Here is a 19,845-nt window from a genome sequence, read left to right on the forward strand (position 1 = left end):
TGAAATCAGCGACGACAAATCGGGAGTCATTATGAAGCAGCTGCTGGATCAGGTGGTGATGGAAGCCGGTAAAATCATCGTCGGCAAGGAGCATACACTGCGGCTGGCCCTGACCTGTCTGCTGGCCAATGGTCACCTGTTGATCGAAGACCTCCCGGGGGTCGGCAAGACCACCCTGGCCCACACCCTGGCCCGGTTGCTGGGACTGCAGTACCAGCGTATCCAGTTCACCAGCGACCTGCTGCCGGCGGATATCATCGGCGTCTCGGTCTATCATCGCGGGGAGGAGTCGTTCCAGTTTCATCCCGGCCCGGTGTTCACCCAACTGCTGCTGGCGGATGAGATCAACCGGGCCACCCCCAAGGCGCAGAGTGCCTTGCTGGAGGCCATGGAGGAGCGGCAGGTGACCATCGACGGCAGCACCCGCAGCCTGCCGCAGCCGTTCTTCGTCATCGCCACCCAGAATCCGGCTCACCAGATCGGCACCTTCCCGCTGCCGGAGTCGCAACTGGACCGCTTCCTGATGCGACTGCATATCGGCTATCCGGACGCCCGGGCCGAGCGGGTGCTGCTGAACGGCGAGGACCGGCGCAGCCTGTTGGAGCAGCTCGATCCCTGCCTCGACCTGGAACAGCTGCGCGCCCTGCAGCAGCAGGTGGCCCGGGTCCATGTATCGGACGCCCTGCTGGATTACATCCAGGCCCTGCTCAAATTCAGCCGCAACAGTCCCCGCTTCAATCACGGCCTCTCGCCCCGCGCCGGACTGGCCCTGATCAACAGCGCCCGCGCCTGGGCCCTGCAGGCCGGTCACCCGCAGGTGCTGCCGGAGGACGTGCAGACGGTGCTGAGTGCCACGGTGGCGCACCGGCTGCACTCCGGCAGTGATACCGGGGTGCGTGAGGGTGCGGGGCTGGCGCAGTTCCTGCTCGAATCCGTGCCGCTGCCATGAGGTGGCAGGTCCCGGAGCGTTTTATCCGGCGCTGCCGCGGTGATGCGCGAGGCGGGGCCACGGTAGGCGCGCAACAGATCTACATCATCCCCACCCGCTATGGCCTCGGCTTCGCCCTGCTGCTGTTGCTGATCTGGATCGGCTCGGTCAACTATGCCAACAATCTCGGCTTTCTGCTCACCTTCCTGCTGGCCGGTCTCGGCCTGGTGGCGATGCTGCATACCTGGCGTAATCTGCTGGGACTGACGCTGCGCCCGGGACGCAGTGATCCGCTATTCAAGGGTCAGCAGGCCCGGTTCGAGATCCAGGTCGGCAATCCGCGGGACGGCGAACGCCCCGGCATCCGGCTCCAGCTGGCCGCCCACGAAGCGGTCGCCGGCGACCTGGCGCCGCGCAGTGAACAGCGTTTCACCCTGAGCGCGCGCGCCGAACGGCGCGGCCGCTTTTCCATGCCGCGCTGTATCCTCTCCACCCGCTATCCACTGGGCCTGCTCCATGCCTGGTGTTATCTGGAGCTGGACGGGGAGGCGCTGGTCTATCCCGCGCCCGGGCCGCGCACCCCGGCGACCGGCCAGCCCAGCTACCAGCCGAGCCAGCAGGGCGACAAGGGGGTGGGTGCCGATGATTTCGTCGGCCTGCGCAGCTACCGCCCCGGCGACTCCCCGCGGCAGATCGCCTGGAAGGTCCAGGCCCGGGAGCAGGGACTGCAGACCAAGCAGTTCGGCGGCGACCGCGCCGACCAGCTGTGGATCAACTGGGGAGACTATCCCGGGCTGGAGACCGAGGCCCGGCTCAGTGCCCTCTGCCGGGCGGTACTGGACGCCGCCGAGCGGCAGCAGGTGTTCGGCTTGCGCCTGCCGGAGCTGGAGTTGAAGCCGGCCCGGGGTGACTCGCAGCGCCACGCGGCGCTCGCCGCCCTGGCCCTGTACGGCGAACCGCGACCATGACCCCGAACGAGCTCGGACGCCGCCCCCTGCTGGCCCTCAGCCTGATCACCCTGTTGCTGGTGGCACCCCATTTTGCGCGCCTGGATCTGCGTATCAGCCTGGCGTTCATCGCCATCATCCTGCTGCGCCTGACCACCCTCTATCTGCCCCGGTTGCACCCCGGCCGCTGGCTGCTGCTGGGCATCACCCTGGCCGGGGCCGCGCTGATCTTTACCCTCTATCCCCTGCTGATGGGCCTGCCGGCCAAGGTCGCCCTGTTGGCGCTGATGCTGGGCCTGAAACTGATGGAGTGCCGCCGCCGTCGCGATCTCTATGTGGTGGTGTTTCTCGGCTACTTCACCCTGAGCACCCATTTCCTGTTTGACCAGGGGATGCTGCTGGTGGCCTATGTATGCGTCCTGGTGATCGGCCTCAGCGGCTTGCTGATCGAGGCCAGCCGCGCCACAAGCCGCCCGGGCTGGCCGCTGCACTCGCTGCGTTTTGCCGCTGGCCTGACCGCCCAAGCCCTGCCCATCATGCTGGTGCTGTTCTTTCTGTTTCCGCGCATTGAAGGCCCCCTGTGGAACCTGGGGGTGGACAACTCCATCGGCAAGACCGGGCTCAGCGACAGCATCACCCTGGGTAGCATCAGCCAGCTGATCCGCTCCCGGGCCGTCGCCTTCCGGGTCGATTTCGATCAGACGATACCGCCGCCGCGGCTGCGCTACTGGCGCGGCCCGGTGCTCTGGCATAGCGACGGCCGGCGCTGGAGCCGCGGCCGCCTGATGGAGCCGGGCCCCGTGACCTACCGCAGCGATGCGGATCCGGTAGGCTATCAGGTGACCCTGGAACCCTCGCCCAACGACTGGCTGTATGCCCTGGACCTGCCGGAAACCCTGCCGGTCGGGGCAACCCTGTCGGCGGATTACCAGATCAGCGCCAAAAATGTCCGCAACCGACGCTACCGCTACGTCGCCAGCTCACGCCTGGCCTACCACACCGGCGCCTTGAGCGAGCGCCAGCGCCGTTTGGGATTGCAGCTGCCGGATACGATAACCCCGCGCATGCGCGCCTTGGTGGCCGGTTGGCGCGCCGGGACCGGCGGCGACGCGCAGCTGGTCAGCCGGGCACTGCAATTCTTCCGCAGCGAACCCTTCTACTACACCCTGAACCCGCCGTTGCTGGGGACCAATCCGGTCGATCAGTTTCTGTTCGACAGCCGGCGCGGCTTCTGCGAGCACTACGCCACCAGCTTCACCCTGTTGATGCGGCTGGCCGGTATCCCGGCGCGGGTGGTGACCGGTTACCAGGGCGGGCAGCGCAACCCCCTGGGCAACTACCTCATCGTGCGCCAGTCGGACGCCCACGCCTGGAGCGAGGTGTGGCTGGCGGAGAGCGGCTGGACCCGGATCGACCCGACCGCGGCCGTGGCCCCCGAGCGCATCGAACGCAGTTTCGAGTTCGACCTGGACGAGAACGCCGACCCGGGTGTTCCGGTGATCTTCGCATCGGCCGACAGCGATCTGCTGCGGGGCATGATGCAACAGTTCCGGCTGGGTCTGGATGCGGCCAACGCCTCCTGGCACCGCTGGATCCTCGGCTACTCCCGGCAACAGCAGCAAAGCCTGTTGCAGTTGCTCGGTTTCGGCTCGCTATCGGAGTTCAAACTGGCCTTGGCCATGGTGCTGGCCACCGCCGCGCTGCTGCCACTGCTGCTACTGCTGCTGCGCCGCCGCGACCGGATCCGGCCCGACCCGGTGCAGGGGGACTACGTGAAGTTCTGCCACCGCCTGGCGCGCCGCGGGCTGGTGCGCCAGCCCCACGAGGGACCGCGGGATTTCGCCCGCCGGGTGATCCGCCAGCGCCCGGACCTGCAGCGCCAGGTGAGCGCCATTGTGAATCTCTACATCGCGCTGCGTTATGGCCCATCGGATGACCCGCAACAGCGCCGCCGGCTGCACCAACTGGTACGCGGTTTCCGCGCCTGAGCCGGGGTCAGCTGGCACTCCATGGATGGTTTCTGCGATCCTGCGGCGGGCACGGCCCGCCCTATAACTCAAGTTTCGGAGTTCGTGGTATTTGTAGGTCGCGTTAGCCGAAGGCGTAACCCGACAGACCGAGTGTATGCGTCGAATTATGCTGCGCTAATGCGGCCTACGGTTCATCCACCCTTCTGCAGCAGGCGCGTAGGGTGGGCACGTCGTCTGTGCCCACGCTGTCATCTATGCAGCTACAACCGCGTGGGCACAAAAAGCGTGCCCACCCTACAGGGCTGATACTAAGCTGGGCGGTTCTTCGCGTGCTTTGCGTCCTTCGCGGTTACATCCTTGTACCACTTCTCACCCTGGGAATTCAGCGATTCCGGCTTTGTGAAATGAACTCCGAAACTTGAGTTATACGCTGACCGAAAGTTGGGACAATGCCTACCAGTTCTCGCCCAGCAACTCGAAATGGGCCTGGGGATGGAGGCAGGCGGGGCAGACATTGGGTGCCGCCTCGGCCTCGTGCAGATAGCCGCAGTTGCGACAGCGCCAGACCACCTTGCCGTTACGTTTGAACACCAGACCCGCCTCCAGGTTATCGGCCAGGGTCCGGTACTGCTTGTGGTGCTGCTTCTCGGCGATGCTGATCGCCTCGAACGCCGCCGCCACCTGCCTGAAGCCCTCTTCCCGGGCGACCCGGGCAAACTCCGGATACATCGAGGTCCACTCGTGCTCCTCACCGGCGGCGGCGTGGCGCAGATTCTCCAGGGTGCTACCGATCAGGCCGGCGGGGAAGGTCTCGGTGATCTGCACCTCGCCACCCTCAAGGAACTTGAAAAAGCGCTTGGCGTGCTCCTTCTCCTGGTTGGCGGTCTCTTCGAAGATAGCGGCGATCTGCACCAGCCCCTCGTTGCGCGCCGCGCCGGCAAAATAGCTGTAGCGGTTGCGCGCCTGGGATTCGCCGGCAAAGGCGGTGAGCAGGTTTTTCTCGGTTTGCGATCCGCGAATACTCTTGTTCATGATACGACTCCCTGTGAAACCCTGATTTTTCTGTGTTCATTCTAGCGTGATTGCCTCAGGGAATACCACTTGGAGACATAGGTGGCGAGCAGGATGGCGACGAAGATGGTGGTCATGCCGATCACATGGTAGGAGCGGAACGCCTCGCCCAGAAAGATCACCGCCAGCAGGCTGGCGAAAACCGAGATCAGGTTGGTGAACAGACCGGCCTGGTTGGCCCCACCGAGCAGTACCGCCTTGTTCCAGAAGTAGTAGGAGAGCAGCGAGGGGAAGATCGCCACGTAGCCGAGGATCAGGGCGGTGTCGGTATTCAGGGTGAAGGTCTCGCGGCTGCTGATGTCCCAGAGGTAGAAGGGCAGGATGCCGATGCTACCGATAAAGATGAGCAACAGCAGCAGCCCCAGCTTGTCCAGTTCGCGCGGCAGTTTGCGCATCAGCACCGAGTAGATGGCGAAGCCGAACACCGCCGTCAGCATCAGCAGGTCGCCCGGATTCAACTGCAGGCCGGTCAACACCTGCAGCTGACCGCGGGCGACCACCCAGCCGACCCCCAGCAGCGCCAGCAGCAGACCCAACTTCTGCAGCCAGTTGGCGCGCTCCTGCCCCAGCAGCCAGGTGAGCAGGAACACCTCCAGCGGCATGGTGGCGCTCACCACCCCCACATTGATGGCGCTGGTCCACTGCAGCGCCACGTACTGCAGCGAGTTGTAGAGGGAGACGCTGAGCAGGGCGAGAAACAGCAGCAGCCAGCGGTGCCGGCGATAGTAGCCCAGATCGCGCAGACAGGGACGCCAGGCGAAGGGGAGCAGGATCACAAACGCCAGCACCCAGCGCCAGAAGGAGAGTTCGATCCCCGACATGTAGTTGAGGGCGAGCTTGCCGACCACGGCATTGCCGCCCCAGAACAGGGTGGCCAGCACCAGCAGCACCGCCGGCAGCTCAAACCAGTGCCGCGCCCGCGATCGGGGCGCTCCGGTGGGTAGCCCGGTCACCGGTGCACCCGGGATCGCCCGGACATCATGCAATCGTCCAGGGCGGAATCACGGCAGGCGGGACTCGAAATGGTCGATCGTGACCTCGAGCAGGGCCGAGTCGCGGATCCTCTCCGGCAGCGAGGCGACACAGGCGGTAATCACCGCATCCGCATCCGCGCCGAACGCTCCCCTTTCCTCCATGAAGCGATCCAGCGCCGCGCTGCCGCTGCGGATCATCTCACGCGCCACGGCATGGGTGGCCAGGGTCTGCCCGGGATACCGCTGCAACAGGTAGGAGAAGATAAAGGCGGTGTTGGTCATGGCCTGGATGGAGATCCGCGGCAGACCCGCCGCCAGCGCCAGGCGGGCGGCGTAGACCGCGTCCACTACCGCATGATGAATACCGAAACCCTGCTCCCAGTTGTCCGCGGCGATGCCCTTGCTGAGGGCCAGGTCCCACTGCCGGGTGCCGCCGGCGCCGCCGTTGAGAAACCCGAGGTAGTCGTACTGTTCGTCGCCTCCCAGTCGGCCCTGGTTGAAGCAGTCGGCATGGATGGCGGCGGCGGTGGCGATGCCGTTCAGGCCATTGAACACCATGTGGTGGCCAATCAGCTTGGTGATGGCGCCGGCCGCGGGTGAACCGCCGAAGTAGCGGGGATGGCCCAGGCGTTGCAGCAGGGGCAGCAGCCGCTGGTACAGCGCCTCGTCACCGCTGGCCAGGATCAGCATCCCCTTGGGATCCGCCCCGCCCAGCTGGGCGCCCAGCGGGCCGCCGGTCAGGGGGTAGTTGACGTAGTCCACCTGCTGACCGGCACAGAAGGTGGTAGCCGCCTCGGCAAAGTCGGGACTGACGGTGGAGAGGTGCAGGATGAAGGGGCGGGCGGACGACTCGGCGCGCAGGCGGCCGGCCAACTCGCCGATAATCGCCACGTCGTCACCGTTCTTGCCGGCGCAGACCACCACCCCGTCCAGGTCCCCGCTGCCCACTGTTTGTTGCAGGGTCGGCACCAGGTCCGCGCCGTGCGCCCGCCAGTCCGCCCGGTACTGCTCCCGGGTGCCGCCCTGGCTGCCGCGATCCTGTACCCGCAGCACCCGCGCCGGGCCGTCCGCCGCAAGATGCACGGCGGCCGGTCCGGCCATCATTCCCAGTCCGCCTACATAAGCAAGTTTCAACATGATCTCCGTCCTGTTCTGGTGCAATATCGTGACCCATCTTAGCAGATCACGATTCCGCTTATCCGCTACAGATGCAGGGGTATCCGCCGGTTTGCATCGTCTGGAGTTTCCCCGCTAGAGTAGGGCATCGAAGAGACACCACCGGATCCCGCCTTAGCTGATGAACAAAATACTCAACGGTCTGCTGCTGGCCCTGCTGCTGATCGGCTTGCTGGGCTGTGGTTGGAAGATCTGGGAACAGGCGAACGCCTATGAACGGCAGACCTTGGCGATCATCCAGCAACTGCAGGCCACCAGCCAGATGGAGACCAGCGGCCGCCAGCTGCTGGAGGCGTTGAGTTTCGGTCTCTATGACGGCTACAGCCAACAGCTGGCGGATCTCAACCGGCAGAAGGCGCTGCAGGCCGCCTACCGGGCGTCGGTGAATCAGCTGACGGCACTGTTTTTGCTCAATGCCACTTTACTGCTGCTGGTCTCCTGGTTGCCCCGGCGCCGCTCCGGCGATCTCGGCTATGCCATGCTCACCGTGGGTATCATCGCCCTGGCGGTCGGCCTGACCACACCGATTCTCTCGGTGGAGGTGAGTAAGACGCTGCCGGTGCTGGGTGAAACCGTGTTGCAGTTTCAGTCCAAGGGCATACTCACCACCATCACCGGGCTCTGGAGCAACGGCAATCTCTGGCTGGCGCTGCTGCTGACGCTGTTCAGCGTGGTACTGCCGCTGCTGAAAACCGGGGTCGCCTGGCTGACCCTGTTCAGCCGTACCCATCACCTCTCCCTGCGTGGCCTGCACCTGAGCCATCACCTGGGCAAGTGGTCCATGGCGGATGTCTTTGTGGTGGCCATCCTGGTGGCCTTCTTTTCCAACAATGGCGGCGGACTGACCCAGGCCGAGGTACAGGCCGGACTCTGGTTCTTCGCTCTCTATGTGGTGCTTTCGCTGTCCGGTTCGCAGCTGATCAGCCGGCAACTCAGGCAGCTGCAGCTGGCGAATGCCTTGCCTACCTAACCGAAACTGAGCATCCCGGCCTTCACCAGCAGCAGTTCCCAGGCGGTTTCAAAACGGGGCGGGACCACCTGCTTGCGCCGCTGTCTCGGCAGGTCGTGCAACAGGCAGGCACCGTCCGGTTTATCCTTGGGGAAGGTGCAATTGCCGGCAAACAGCACGATCCCGCTCACCGGGATATTGGGTACCAGGGATCTGACCGTGGCACAGATCAGCTGCAGTTCATGCAGCGGATTGGTAAAGCGGTTTGAGGCGCCGCACCATACCTGGGTCCACTGGTCGGTATCCTTGCCGCCGAAGATATTGCCCTCGTACCAGTTGACCGTGACCAGCAGGATGCCCTTGTGGGTCAACACCACATAGTCCGCCACCAGCACGCCATCGATGCCGTCCGGCAGCAGCAGATCGTGGTGTACCTTGGGTCCCAGGCGGCGGATGGCCTGGCCGAGCCGGTGCTGTTTCAGGAAGGCGGCGAGGCGGCGGCGGAACAGGATGGCGGGCAACAGCAGGGCCATCGTCGACAGGGCCGCAACCAGCCACGGTATTTGCTCGGGAGTGAGGGAGAACATGGGTGATTAAAATGCCTATCCAGGGTACTTCATCAACTTACGCATCCGCAGGATGCCTGATCCGCCAGGCGCAAAGTTTGGCCAACAAGCGCCATCAGGACAACCTTTTTCTGCGCTTTTGTGACCCCGTCCGATAAGGACGGGGCGATTATTTACCGATGCAGAAACTGCTGAAGATCTGCCCCAGCAGATCATCGGCACTGAACTCGCCGGTTATCTCACTCAATGCCTGCTGCGCCTGGCGCAGATCCTCCGCCAGCAACTCGCCGGAGCCTTGCCCCTGCAGTGCAGCCTGACCGGTGAGTAGGTGCTCACTCGCGCGTTGAATGGCATCCAGATGCCGGCGCCGGGCGATAAATTCACCCTCCTGTCCGCTACTGAAGCCCATGCACTGTTTCAGATGCTCCCGCAGCAGGTCGATGCCTTCGCCGGTCTTGGCCGACAGGGCGATCTCGGTAACGTCCGCGCTCTCCCGGAGTCTTGCCGGGGTGTTGCTCTGATCGATCTTGTTGCGGATGAAGGTGACCGGTATCGCCGCCGGCAGCAGGCTGCTGTCGAACGCCCGGTGCCGGGGATCCAGCTGGTCATCGAAGATCCAGAGGATGCGATCCGCCCGGGCGATCTCCGCCCGGGCGCGGCGGATCCCCTCCAGCTCCACCGCGTCGTTGCTCTCGCGCAGGCCGGCGGTATCGATCAGGTGCAGCGGCATGCCGTCGATCTGGATCTGCTCGCGCAGCAGGTCCCGGGTGGTGCCGGGAATATCGGTGACAATGGCCGATTCGCGCCCGGCCAGGCTGTTCAGCAGACTCGATTTGCCCGCATTGGGCAGGCCGGCGATCACCAGGGTCATACCGTCGCGCATCAGCCGTCCCAGCCGGGCGCTCTGTTGCACGGCGCCGACGGCGGCGATGATCTCCGCCAGGTCCCCGGCCACCTTGCCGTCGGAGAGAAAATCGATCTCCTCTTCCGGAAAATCGATCGCCGCCTCCACATACATGCGCAGCAAGATCAGCTGCTCCACCAGCTGATGAATGCGCCTGGAGAACTCGCCCTCCAGGGAGCGCACCGCCAGCCGGGCGGCGGCGGCCGTGCCACTCTCGATCAGATCGGCGATCGCCTCGGCCTGGGTCAGGTCCAGCTTGCCGTTGAGGAAGGCACGCTGGCTGAACTCGCCCGGACGGGCCAGCCGCACCCCGCACTCCAGGACACTCTGCAGCAGCAGATCCAGCACCACCGGACCGCCGTGGCCCTGCAGCTCCAGCACATCTTCACCGGTAAAGGAGTGGGGGCCGGGAAAGAACAGCACCAGGCCTTCATCCAGCACCTCTCCCCCGGCATTACGAAAGCGGGCAAAGCGGGCGAGGCGTGGCTCCGGTAGGGCGCCGGTGAGGGTTCGGGCGACCGTGGCCGCCTGACTTCCGGAGATGCGGATGATGCCGACCCCGCCCATTCCGGGCGGGGTGGCAACCGCGGCTATGGATTCCTGTGCAACCACAGGGCTGGCTGGATCAGGCCCTGGCGGCGGCATTCTCGATCTGGCGGGTGATGTGCCACTGCTGGGCAATGGACAGCACGTTGTTAGTCACCCAGTAGAGCACCAGACCCGAGGGGAAGAAGGCGAAGAAGACGGTGAACACCACCGGCAGGGCCATCATGATCTTGGCCTGCATGGGATCCGGCGGCGCCGGATTCAACTTTTGCTGGATAAACATGGAGATACCCATGATCAGCGGCAGCACGAAGTAGGGATCCTTGGTGGAGAGATCCTGGATCCAGAAAATAAATGGTGCCTGACGCAGTTCCACGCTCTCCAGCAGCACCCAGTAGAGGGAGATGAAGACCGGGATCTGCACCACGATCGGCAGACAGCCGCCCAGCGGATTTATCTTCTCCTTCTTGTACAGCTCCATCATGGCGGCGTTGAGTCGCGTTTTATCCTCGCCGAATCGATCCTTCAAGGCCTGGATGCGCGGTGTCATCCGGCGCATGTTGGCCATGGATTTGTAGCTGGCCTCGGAGAGTTTGTAGAACAGTACCTTGATCAGCAGGGTCAGCAGGATGATGGCCACACCCCAGTTGACTACCACACCTTGAATCTGCTTGAGCAGCCAGAAGATCGGCTGCGCGATCACCGTCAGCCAGCCGTAATCGACGGTGAGATCGAGCCCCGTAGAGATCGCCTTCAGCTCATCCTGCAGCTTGGGGCTGGCGACAAAGCCGCTGCTGAAGGTATGGCTGGTGCCTTTATCGACCGTCAGCGCCGGGGTGTAGGCGCCCAGCACATAGCGTTCGCCGGGGAGCACATTGGTGTAGAAGGTGCCGGTCTGATCCGCCGGCGGTATCCAGGCGCCGACAAAATAGTGCTGCAGCATGGCGATCCAGCCGCCCTTCACCTCGCGCGAGAGTTTGGACTCCTGCATATCATCAAAGTCGATCTTTTCGTACTTCTTCTCTCCACTGTAGATGGCACCGCCGGTGTAGGTGTAGAGCACCTTGGAGGCGGCGCTGTCATCCACCGCAGGGGTGCGCATCAACTGGCGATACTCGCGGCCGACCCAGGGTTGGCCGGAACCGTTTTCAACAATATGTTGAACCGTCACCAGGTAGCTGCCACGCTGGTAATTGAAGCGTTTGGTGACCTTGACCCCCTCCGGGCTGGTCCAGTAGAGATCCACACTCAGCTGGTCCGCGCCACTCTCCAACCGATAGCTGTGACTGTTGACCCGATAGGGGGTCTCATGACTGGGCGCGGCGCTGCCCTCGCCGGCAATCAGGCCAGACTGGGCGACGAACAGGTTGGGTATCTCCGGTTTCATCAACTGGAAGCTGTTTTCCTGGTCCCCCAGCGAGGCGGGATACTCGTTCAGGAACACCTTCAGCACATTGCCGCCGACGGTGCCGATCTCCATGGTGTAGAGATCGGTCCTGACGGTGACGCTGGCGGCGGTGGGCTGGCTTTCCGCCCCTGCCATGGGCAGCGCAGAATCGGCCGTGATCAAGGGGACGGCGGAGGGTTGCCCGTTGGCAGCGGGCGTCGGTGCCGATGGGATCGCCCTGGGAACGGACGTCGTGGTGCCGGCCTTGTCGCTGCTCATCTCGGTAGGGGCGGCCGTTTGCGGCTTGCCGCCGTAGTCCTTATCCCACGCCTGCCAGAGCATCATCAGGATGAAGGCCAGGGCGAAAAACAGTATCAGGCGAAGGTTATCCATGGACTATCTCGAACTCGAATTTGGAAGTTGCGTCGGCCGGTTTGGCAAAGGGCGTATTATGGACTGAAATCATGCTTAAGCGGAGATTTTTTCCGGCCTCAATCCCTGACAACGGATTTAGCCTGAGCGGCCTTTGTCCAGTGCCTGTCGAGCGAGTCCCGCAGTTGCTGCAGATTGGAAAGGTCTATTCCGCGCGCGCACATCACCACCAGATCCAAACCCGCTAAATCGTGCTGCCTGAGTCTAAAGCTCTCTCTGATCAGCCGCTTGACCCGGTTTCGGTCAACCGCCCGCCGCAGAATTTTTTTGGCAACTGCTGTCCCCAAACGGGCATCGGGCCTGTCATTAGGCAGGAACAACACCGTAAAGCAGCGGTCTGATGATCTGCGAGAATTCTGAAAAACCCGTTTGAATTCAACAGGTTTTAGTAGCCGCAGAGCCCGACCGAAACTTGCCCTGCCAGTGTGCAAAGCAGGTCAGAAACTCAGGATGCGAGACAATCACGTCCTTTTGCACGACGGGCATTGATGATCTTGCGGCCATTGCGTGTTGCCATGCGGGCGCGGAAACCGTGAGTACGTGCACGCTTCAAATTGCTCGGCTGAAAAGTTCTTTTCATGACTAATACCAGGTAAATGATTAAGAAGGCCTTGACTAAACAAGCGCAGAAAAAGCCCCTGAAAAAGGGCGCGTATAGTACGATGCCGGACTAGCGGATGTCAACAAAAATGCGGCCGCGCAAGCGGCGCTAACCCGCTGATTTATCACAAACTATCGGCGGCCGGCAAAAGCGCCGTGGAAAAAACGCCGGGCACCGCGACGGGTGTCGCCGGTAACAAGAAAACATCTTTAATAACAATCATCTAGCTGCATGCCTCGGTCAACCTTGCCGGTGCCGCAACCCATTTACCGATGCGTAAAAGCTGTGGATAAGGCGGCGGAAGCGGAGTAAACTTTTGCCTCCACAGTTTCCGGTCACACAGAAGTAATCCTCAAGGCAGGCCGACAATCCGTGGTCAAATCCAGGCCTTTCAGCCGTGTGGATCAGCAGCAAAAATCGCCGGATCCCTACACCTACTGTGAAAAGGGGAAATCCTTTCTCGTTTCAGAACAAGAGAGTACATCAAGCGTGAATTTTTGGAGCAAATGCACTGACCGGCTCGAGCATGATCTGCCTCAGCAGCAATTCAATACCTGGATTCGCCCCCTGCAGTCCGTAGAGGATGCACACAGCATCCGCTTACTGGCACCCAACCAGTTCGTGCTCAACTGGGTGCAGAATCACTACCTTGGCGATATCACCGAATATCTGCAGAGTATCGCCGGCGCCAATGCACCCACCATTTCGCTGGAGATCGGCAGCAAGGCCACCGTCCAGCCCGCGGTGGAAGCCCACCCGGAGGCGCCCTCCCACCGGCGCCTTCAGGGCGCCCGGACCAACGTGCGTCAGAGTGAGGACTCACCGATGCCGAGCAACCTCAATCCCAACTTTGTCTTCGAGACCTTTGTTGAGGGAAAGTCGAATCAGTTGGCCAGGGCCGCCTCGATACAGATCGGCGAGAACCCCGGCACCGCCTATAATCCGCTGTTCATCTATGGCGGGGTGGGACTGGGCAAGACCCATCTGATGCACGCCGTCGGCAACATGATTGTGAAAACCAATCCCCGCGCCCGCGTCGTCTATGTCCATTCCGAGGGCTTCGTCGCCCAGATGGTGAAGGCGCTTCAGCACAACACCATCGACGAATTCAAGCGCCGCTTCCGCAGCGTCAACGCCCTGCTGATCGACGATGTGCAGTTCTTTGCCGGCAAGGAGCGCTCCCAGGAGGAGTTCTTCCACACCTTCAATGCGCTGTTCGAATCCCAGCAGCAGATCATCCTTTCCAGCGATCGCTTTCCCAAGGAGGTTTCCGGCCTCGAGGAGCGGCTCAAGTCCCGTTTTGGCTGGGGCCTGACGGTGGCCATCGAACCGCCCGATCTTGAGACCCGGGTCGCCATCCTGAAGAGCAAGGCCGATCAGCTGTTTGGGGTGGATCTACCCAATGAGGTGGCCTTCTTTATCGGCAAAAGGGTACGTTCAAATATCCGCGAACTGGAAGGGGCACTGCGGCGTATTATTGCCAATGCGGAGTTTACCGGGCGTCCCATTACCCAGGAGTTTGCCAAGGATGCCCTGCGAGACATGCTGGCGGCGCAGGATAAGCAAGTCACCATAGAGAATATCCAGAAGACCGTCGCCGAGTACTACAAGATCCGCACCTCCGAGCTGCTCTCTGCCAAGCGCAGCCGCACCATCGCCCGGCCACGCCAGATCGCCATGACCCTGGCAAAGGAGCTGACCAATCACAGCCTTCCGGAGATAGGTGAGGCCTTCGGCGGTCGCGACCATACGACGGTACTCTACGCAACGCGCAAAATCGCCGAGCTGAAAGAGGGGGACAATCGGGTTGAAGAGGACTATGGAAACCTGTTAAGAACTCTCACCAGTTAATGTGGATAAACTGTTGATGTTTTTGCGGCAAAACAGCATGCTTTAGTTATCCACAGATGATCAACATCTCTTTCATGATGCATACCGCTGTTATCAACAGCTAAAAACCGGCATAACTAATTGATAAACAACAAGAAATAATGATTGATCAACAGTAATCGTGCTGTGTAATAATAACAGTAAATCTATATAAATATTTTATATCTATTAAAGAGTACTTCGCCATGAAGATCGTCACGACCAGGGATAATCTGCTTAAACCACTTCAACAAGTAGGTGGAGTTGTGGAGAGAAGACAGACCCTACCGATTCTTGCGAATGTCCTGATCAATGCAGGCAATGGAAAAGTCACCATTACCGCAACAGACCTTGAAGTCGAGATGAAAACCACCAGCGTGGTGGATTGCGACGGCGAAGTGGATTTCACCCTCCCGGCAAGAAAACTGCTCGATATCTGCAAGGCACTGCCGGATGACGCCACCATTGAACTCAATATCGAAAACGAACGGGTCGTCATCAAGTCGGGGAGAAGTCGATTCACCTTGGGGGTCTTGCCCGCCAACGACTACCCATCCATCGAACCATCGGCCAGCAGCCACCGGTTCACGGTGACTCAAAAGATATTAAAGCGGCTTATAGAAAAAACCCAGTTCGCCATGGCCATTCAGGATGTCCGCTACTACCTGAACGGATTACTGATCGAAATGAACGAGGGGCTTATCCGCGCGGTAGCGACCGACGGACATCGCCTCGCCCTCAGTGAAGCCGAATGTGCCCTGGGGCAGGAGACCGGCCTGCAGGTCATCTTGCCAAGAAAGGCGGTCCTGGAGCTCGCCCGCCTGCTGAGTGAAAGCGACGAGCCGATCGAGATCGACGTCAGCAGCAATCACATCCGCTTCACCATGGGGGAGACCAGTTTCACCTCCAAGCTTATCGATGGTAAATTTCCGGATTATCAGCGTGTTATCCCGAGCAACACGGACAAGGAGATCACCGCGGATCGGGATGATCTCAAGCAGGCTCTGATGCGCACCTCCATCCTGTCCAACGAAAAATATCGGGGGATACGATTCCAGTTTTCCAGTGGCCTGTTGAAATTGCTCGCCCATAACCCGGAACAGGAAGAGGCCGAGGATGAGATGGAGATCGACTACCAGGGTGACCAACTGGTTATCGGTTTTAATGTGGGTTACCTGATCGAGGTCCTGAACGTTATCGATACTGAATCGGTGAAGCTGTCGCTCAGTGATTCCAACAGCAGTTGTCTCATTCAGAACATGGATAGTGAGCAGAGTCGATATGTCATTATGCCGATGCGGCTTTAGCTCCTGGGAGGCTGTCGGGAAACCCCGGTAGACTCCTTGTATCGGGACTGGTGAGATAGCCAGTCCCCTATCCACCCGCCCGAATAACGGGAACCTCCCGTGACTATCAAGCAGATCAAAATCCAGCATCTCAGAAACATCGCTGAGGCCGATATACGATTTGCAGCTGGGATCAATGTTGTAACCGGAAAAAACGGTTCGGGAAAAAGCACCTTACTTGAAGCGATCTACATGCTCGGGCGAGGGCGCTCCTTTCGCACATCAAAATTTGGCCCCGTGGTACAGCATGGTGAGAAATCGCTGACCCTGTTCGCTATCTCTTCCCTGGCGCGTGAACACCGGATCGGGATACATAAGAGCGCCAGCCAGACAATCATCAAGATCGACGGCGAGAGCATCACGAAGCTTTCCGATATCGCCAAGATGACTCCGCTGCAGATACTCACCCCCATGTCACATGAGATACTCGAACGGGGTCCCGAGTATCGGCGCCGATTCGTGGAATGGGGTGTGTTCCACGTGGAACCTTCCTATTACCCGAATTATAAAAAATTCTGCAAGGCACTGAAGCAGAGGAACAGTCTGTTGAAGACCGATCCTGGCACGGTATCGAGCTGGAATCAGATCGTCGGTGGTTTCGGCGAGGAGATGAATAGGCTACGCGAGGATTATTTCAACCTTCTGCAAAGTACCTTCAAAGACGAACTGGCGCAGTTGAATATCGACAGCAAGATCGAAATATCCTGGAAGCGGGGGTGGGACGAGGGGGTATCCCTGGCATCGGCACTTAAACAGAGAGAGCCCTCCGACATAAAACAGGGTTACACCCAGGTGGGTCCCCATCGGGCTGATATCCGTTTGCTGTTTGAGGGGCGTTCGGCCTTCACCTCCATCTCCCGTGGCCAGCAAAAGATGATTATCTCCGCACTGCATCTGGCCCAGGCGGCCATTACCCAAAAGCGGACGGGTATCATGCCTATCCTCCTCTTTGACGACCTGGTGGCCGAGCTCGATGCGGAAAACCGGGACAGATTGCTGAGGCGCATAAATCAGATCGGCTGTCAGGCGTTTATCACCGCAACCGATCGACCTGGTGAGGTGGGCGACATAGAGATGAATGAGATCCGTATCGAATCGGGGACGGTCAAACCGACTGATCATGTGAGCTGAAGGCTGGTCAATCTATAGATCATGTTAGCGAGTTCAGTTCCAGATGCCGGGCGGGCTACCCCCATTCAGGGACCGTCGGAGGTAGTAGGAGTGGTACAGGGATGTACTCACAGCGTGTCCCTGAATGGGGGTAGCCTGCCCTGAACGACGCCTTTTGAACTCCTAAGTAACTATTCAGCATGTTCAACTTAAGGTTCGGCGCCGTCACGGTTACGGGGAATTTGTTCCAAGAGACACCGTAAATAAATCCCTGTAGGCTCCACTATGGTATCCCTGCCGTAGAGGCTCTTTCCACAAACACCCCGTATCCACGACTGAAGCTTGGGTGCTGAATAGTTACACTCCGAAACTTGCGCTATAACCATCCCGACTTGTTGGTCTTTTCCTGGGCCTTTGGCGTTACGCCAAGGCTTACATAGTGTGACTAGGCGCGTCTTGAAGGCAACCGAATATCCGGCGCAATCTGTAACTGGGTGTGCTTTCCAGACCCTAAGGTGTTCCACGTGGAACATCGGTGATTTATGAATAAATCTGCAGGCGGCATGGTGTATAATGGGCCGTTCGTTAACAGGAGTGCTATATGACCTACGACTCGTCAAATATCAAGGTGTTGAAAGGGCTGGATGCGGTACGTAAACGGCCAGGTATGTATATTGGTGATACCGATGATGGAACTGGTCTTCACCATATGGTGTTTGAAGTCGTAGATAACTCGATAGACGAAGCGCTGGCAGGACATTGCACCGAAATTACGGTTTCGATCATCGACGACGAAACCGTCAAGGTGACGGACAATGGTCGGGGGATTCCCGTGGATATTCATCCGGAAGAGGGTCGCTCCGCCGCCGAGGTGATCCTGACGGTGCTGCATGCCGGGGGTAAGTTCGACGATAACTCCTACAAGGTTTCGGGCGGATTGCACGGAGTCGGCGTATCGGTGGTGAATGCCCTGTCAGAGAATCTCAAACTCTACATCCACCGCAATGGACATACCCACTACCAGGAATATGTCCACGGAGAGCCCCAGGCGCCCCTGGCCGTGGTAGGCGATACGGATAAATCGGGTACCGAAATCATCTTCAAGGCCAGCAATCTGACCTTCACGAATATCGAGTATCACTATGACCTGCTCGCCAAACGCCTGCGAGAACTCTCCTTTCTGAATTCCGGTGTGCGGATCAAACTCACCGATGAACGGAACGACAGACAGGATCTGTTCGAGTATGAGGGAGGGATCAGGGCCTTCGTTCAACACCTCAACCGAAAAAAGACCCCACTGCATGAATCGGTTTTTAACTTCTCGGTCGAGAAGGATACCGTGGTGGTGGAACTGGCTATGCAGTGGAATGAGTCCTACCAGGAGAATATATTCTGCTTTACCAATAATATTCCGCAGCGGGATGGGGGCACCCATCTGGCCGGTTTTCGTGCCGGCCTGACCCGGACCCTGAACCAGTACATCGATCAGGCCGGGTTGGATAAAAAGCAGAAGGTCAACACCTCGGGTGACGATGCCCGTGAAGGGCTGACGGCGGTACTGTCGGTGAAAGTGCCCGATCCGAAGTTCTCCTCGCAGACCAAGGACAAGCTGGTCTCCTCGGAAGTGAAGGGGATCGTTGAATCGGTGCTGGCCGATCGACTGAGTGCATTTCTGCTGGAAAATCCTGCCGAAGCCAGGCAGATCGCGGGCAAGATGATCGAGGCGGCGCGCGCGCGCGAGGCGGCACGCAAGGCCCGGGAGATGACCCGCCGCAAGGGTGTCCTGGATGTGGCCGGCCTGCCGGGGAAACTCGCCGACTGCCAGGAGAAGGATCCCTCGCTGTGCGAGATCTACCTTGTCGAGGGTGATTCCGCCGGGGGTTCCGCCAAGCAGGGGCGGGATCGCCGCACCCAGGCGATACTGCCGCTGAAGGGGAAGATCCTGAATGTCGAGAAGGCGCGGTTCGATAAGATGCTCTCTTCGGCGGAGGTCGGCACCCTGATCACCGCGCTTGGCTGCGGTATTGGCCGGGAGGAGTTCGATCCGAATAAACTGCGCTACCACCGAATCATTATCATGACCGATGCCGATGTGGACGGTGCCCATATCCGCACCCTGTTACTGACCTTCTTTTACCGGCAGATGCACGAACTGATTGAGCGGGGCCATATCTATATCGCCCAACCGCCACTGTACAAGGTGAAGAAGGGCAAACAAGAACAATATCTGAAAGACGATAACGACCTGAACGCCTATCTCCTGCAGGCGGCACTGGATAATGCGGAACTCCACGTGAGCAGCGAGGCACCGGCTCTGGGGGGCGTCTCCCTGGAGGAGCTCTCCAAACAGCATCTCTCAACCATGGCGACGGTGAAGCGCGTGGGTAAACGGTATGATGCGGCGGTGATAGAGAAGCTGATCTACATGCCCCGTCTCGGCGAAGAGCTGATCGCCGACCCGCAGGGTTATACGGAATGGTTGGGTGAGCTGGAGTCGCGACTGAATGCCGAGCAGAATATCTCCAACCGGTTTGAGATTCGCGCGCAACCGGCCCAGGATGACCTGCCGGCCCAGATCAATGTCACCCAGTATGTGCACGGGATCAATACGGAATCGGCCATCCCTCTCGACTTTTTCAGTAGCAGCGACTATCGAAGAATGGCGGACATGGGGGAGAAGCTGGATGGCCTGCTCTCCGAGGGTGCCTTTATCAAACGTGGTGAACGCCAGAGTGATATCAGCAGCTTCTCCCAGGCCCTCGGTTGGCTGATGGAAGAGGCGAAACGGGGTCAGCACATCCAGCGCTATAAAGGCTTGGGCGAGATGAATCCGGACCAGCTCTGGGAAACCACCATGAACCAGGAGTCCCGGCGCCTGCTGCAGGTGAGGATTGAAGACGCGGTCGGCGCGGATGAAATATTCACCACCCTGATGGGCGACCAGGTGGAACCGCGCAGGGACTTCATCGAGAAGAATGCCCTGACGGTGGAGAATCTGGACGTCTGATCACCGGCCAGGGGATGGATCAAAAGGGGCCTCACGGCCCCTTTTTATTTACTCGAACGGGT

16 protein-coding genes are annotated in these 19,845 nt (G+C 60.3%); 8 read left to right on the top strand and 8 right to left on the bottom strand.

What is annotated here, in order from left to right:
- The first annotated feature begins 31 nt into the window (after positions 1-31).
- The 3 genes from NPX02_RS10045 to NPX02_RS10055 are packed head-to-tail and all read left to right on the top strand — an operon-like array spanning position 32 to position 3,863.
- Positions 32-949: an AAA family ATPase gene (locus NPX02_RS10045; protein WP_260293403.1), complete on the top strand. Its 918-nt coding sequence runs from the start codon at positions 32-34 to the stop codon at positions 947-949.
- Positions 946-1,896 carry a DUF58 domain-containing protein gene (locus NPX02_RS10050; protein WP_260293404.1) on the top strand — a complete coding sequence of 317 codons (951 nt, stop codon included), beginning with the start codon at positions 946-948 and terminating at the stop codon, positions 1,894-1,896. Before NPX02_RS10045 ends, NPX02_RS10050 begins: the two co-directional genes overlap by 4 nt.
- Complete coding sequence (locus NPX02_RS10055) at positions 1,893-3,863, top strand: transglutaminase TgpA family protein (protein WP_260293405.1); 1,971 nt, start codon at positions 1,893-1,895, stop codon at positions 3,861-3,863. Before NPX02_RS10050 ends, NPX02_RS10055 begins: the two co-directional genes overlap by 4 nt.
- 435 nt (positions 3,864-4,298) lie before the next feature.
- Here NPX02_RS10055 and rbr read toward each other — a convergent pair whose 3' ends face one another.
- From rbr to NPX02_RS10070, 3 genes are read right to left on the bottom strand one after another with little or no spacing between them, the layout of a single operon-like run.
- On the bottom strand, positions 4,299-4,877 hold the full coding sequence (gene rbr / locus NPX02_RS10060) for a rubrerythrin (RefSeq protein ID WP_260293406.1): 579 nt from the start codon (positions 4,875-4,877) through the stop codon (positions 4,299-4,301).
- A gap of 41 nt (positions 4,878-4,918) precedes the next feature.
- Positions 4,919-5,869, bottom strand: a complete 951-nt coding sequence (locus NPX02_RS10065) for a DMT family transporter (protein ID WP_260293407.1) — start codon at positions 5,867-5,869, stop codon at positions 4,919-4,921.
- Positions 5,870-5,917: 48 nt separating this feature from the next.
- Positions 5,918-7,027 (bottom strand): NAD(P)-binding domain-containing protein, encoded by a 1,110-nt coding sequence (locus tag NPX02_RS10070; RefSeq protein WP_260293408.1) that lies wholly within the window; start codon positions 7,025-7,027, stop codon positions 5,918-5,920.
- Positions 7,028-7,187: 160 nt separating this feature from the next.
- On the opposite strand from NPX02_RS10070, the gene NPX02_RS10075 reads away from it, so the two are divergent.
- Positions 7,188-8,036 (top strand): paraquat-inducible protein A, encoded by an 849-nt coding sequence (locus NPX02_RS10075; RefSeq protein ID WP_260293409.1) that lies wholly within the window; start codon positions 7,188-7,190, stop codon positions 8,034-8,036.
- Here the strand turns inward: NPX02_RS10075 and NPX02_RS10080 are convergent.
- The 5 genes from NPX02_RS10080 to rpmH all read right to left on the bottom strand — a co-directional run bounded on the left by NPX02_RS10080 (position 8,033) and on the right by rpmH (position 12,430).
- A complete protein-coding gene (locus NPX02_RS10080; RefSeq protein WP_260293410.1) occupies positions 8,033-8,602 on the bottom strand; it encodes a nuclease-related domain-containing protein in 570 nt (189 codons plus the stop codon). The genes NPX02_RS10075 and NPX02_RS10080 overlap by 4 nt on opposite strands.
- A 148-nt stretch (positions 8,603-8,750) precedes the next feature.
- Positions 8,751-10,097 (bottom strand): tRNA uridine-5-carboxymethylaminomethyl(34) synthesis GTPase MnmE, encoded by a 1,347-nt coding sequence (mnmE, locus tag NPX02_RS10085; protein WP_260293411.1) that lies wholly within the window; start codon positions 10,095-10,097, stop codon positions 8,751-8,753.
- 13 nt (positions 10,098-10,110) lie between these two features.
- Positions 10,111-11,811, bottom strand: a complete 1,701-nt coding sequence (yidC, locus tag NPX02_RS10090; protein ID WP_260293412.1) for a membrane protein insertase YidC — start codon at positions 11,809-11,811, stop codon at positions 10,111-10,113.
- A gap of 98 nt (positions 11,812-11,909) precedes the next feature.
- Positions 11,910-12,281: a ribonuclease P protein component gene (rnpA, locus tag NPX02_RS21615; RefSeq protein ID WP_260293413.1), complete on the bottom strand. Its 372-nt coding sequence runs from the start codon at positions 12,279-12,281 to the stop codon at positions 11,910-11,912.
- A 14-nt stretch (positions 12,282-12,295) separates the two neighbouring features.
- Complete coding sequence (rpmH, locus tag NPX02_RS10100; protein WP_260293414.1) at positions 12,296-12,430, bottom strand: 50S ribosomal protein L34; 135 nt, start codon at positions 12,428-12,430, stop codon at positions 12,296-12,298.
- 510 nt (positions 12,431-12,940) lie between these two features.
- Between rpmH and dnaA the strand changes: the two genes are divergently transcribed.
- The 4 genes from dnaA to gyrB all read left to right on the top strand — a co-directional run bounded on the left by dnaA (position 12,941) and on the right by gyrB (position 19,783).
- A complete protein-coding gene (gene dnaA / locus NPX02_RS10105) occupies positions 12,941-14,302 on the top strand; it encodes a chromosomal replication initiator protein DnaA (RefSeq protein WP_260293415.1) in 1,362 nt (453 codons plus the stop codon).
- Positions 14,303-14,526: 224 nt separating this feature from the next.
- Positions 14,527-15,627: a DNA polymerase III subunit beta gene (dnaN, locus tag NPX02_RS10110; protein ID WP_260293416.1), complete on the top strand. Its 1,101-nt coding sequence runs from the start codon at positions 14,527-14,529 to the stop codon at positions 15,625-15,627.
- Between the two features lie 99 nt (positions 15,628-15,726).
- The gene (recF, locus tag NPX02_RS10115; RefSeq protein ID WP_260293417.1) at positions 15,727-16,797 is read left to right on the top strand and encodes a DNA replication/repair protein RecF; all 1,071 of its coding nucleotides are present in this window, start codon (positions 15,727-15,729) and stop codon (positions 16,795-16,797) included.
- Between the two features lie 580 nt (positions 16,798-17,377).
- Entirely contained in the window at positions 17,378-19,783 is a 2,406-nt protein-coding gene (gyrB, locus tag NPX02_RS10120; RefSeq protein WP_260293418.1) for a DNA topoisomerase (ATP-hydrolyzing) subunit B, read from the top strand.
- Positions 19,784-19,845: the final 62 nt, after the last annotated feature.

The sequence above is a fragment of the Sedimenticola hydrogenitrophicus genome (assembly GCF_025175675.1).
In the GTDB taxonomy this organism is placed as follows: domain Bacteria; phylum Pseudomonadota; class Gammaproteobacteria; order Chromatiales; family Chromatiaceae; genus Sedimenticola; species Sedimenticola hydrogenitrophicus.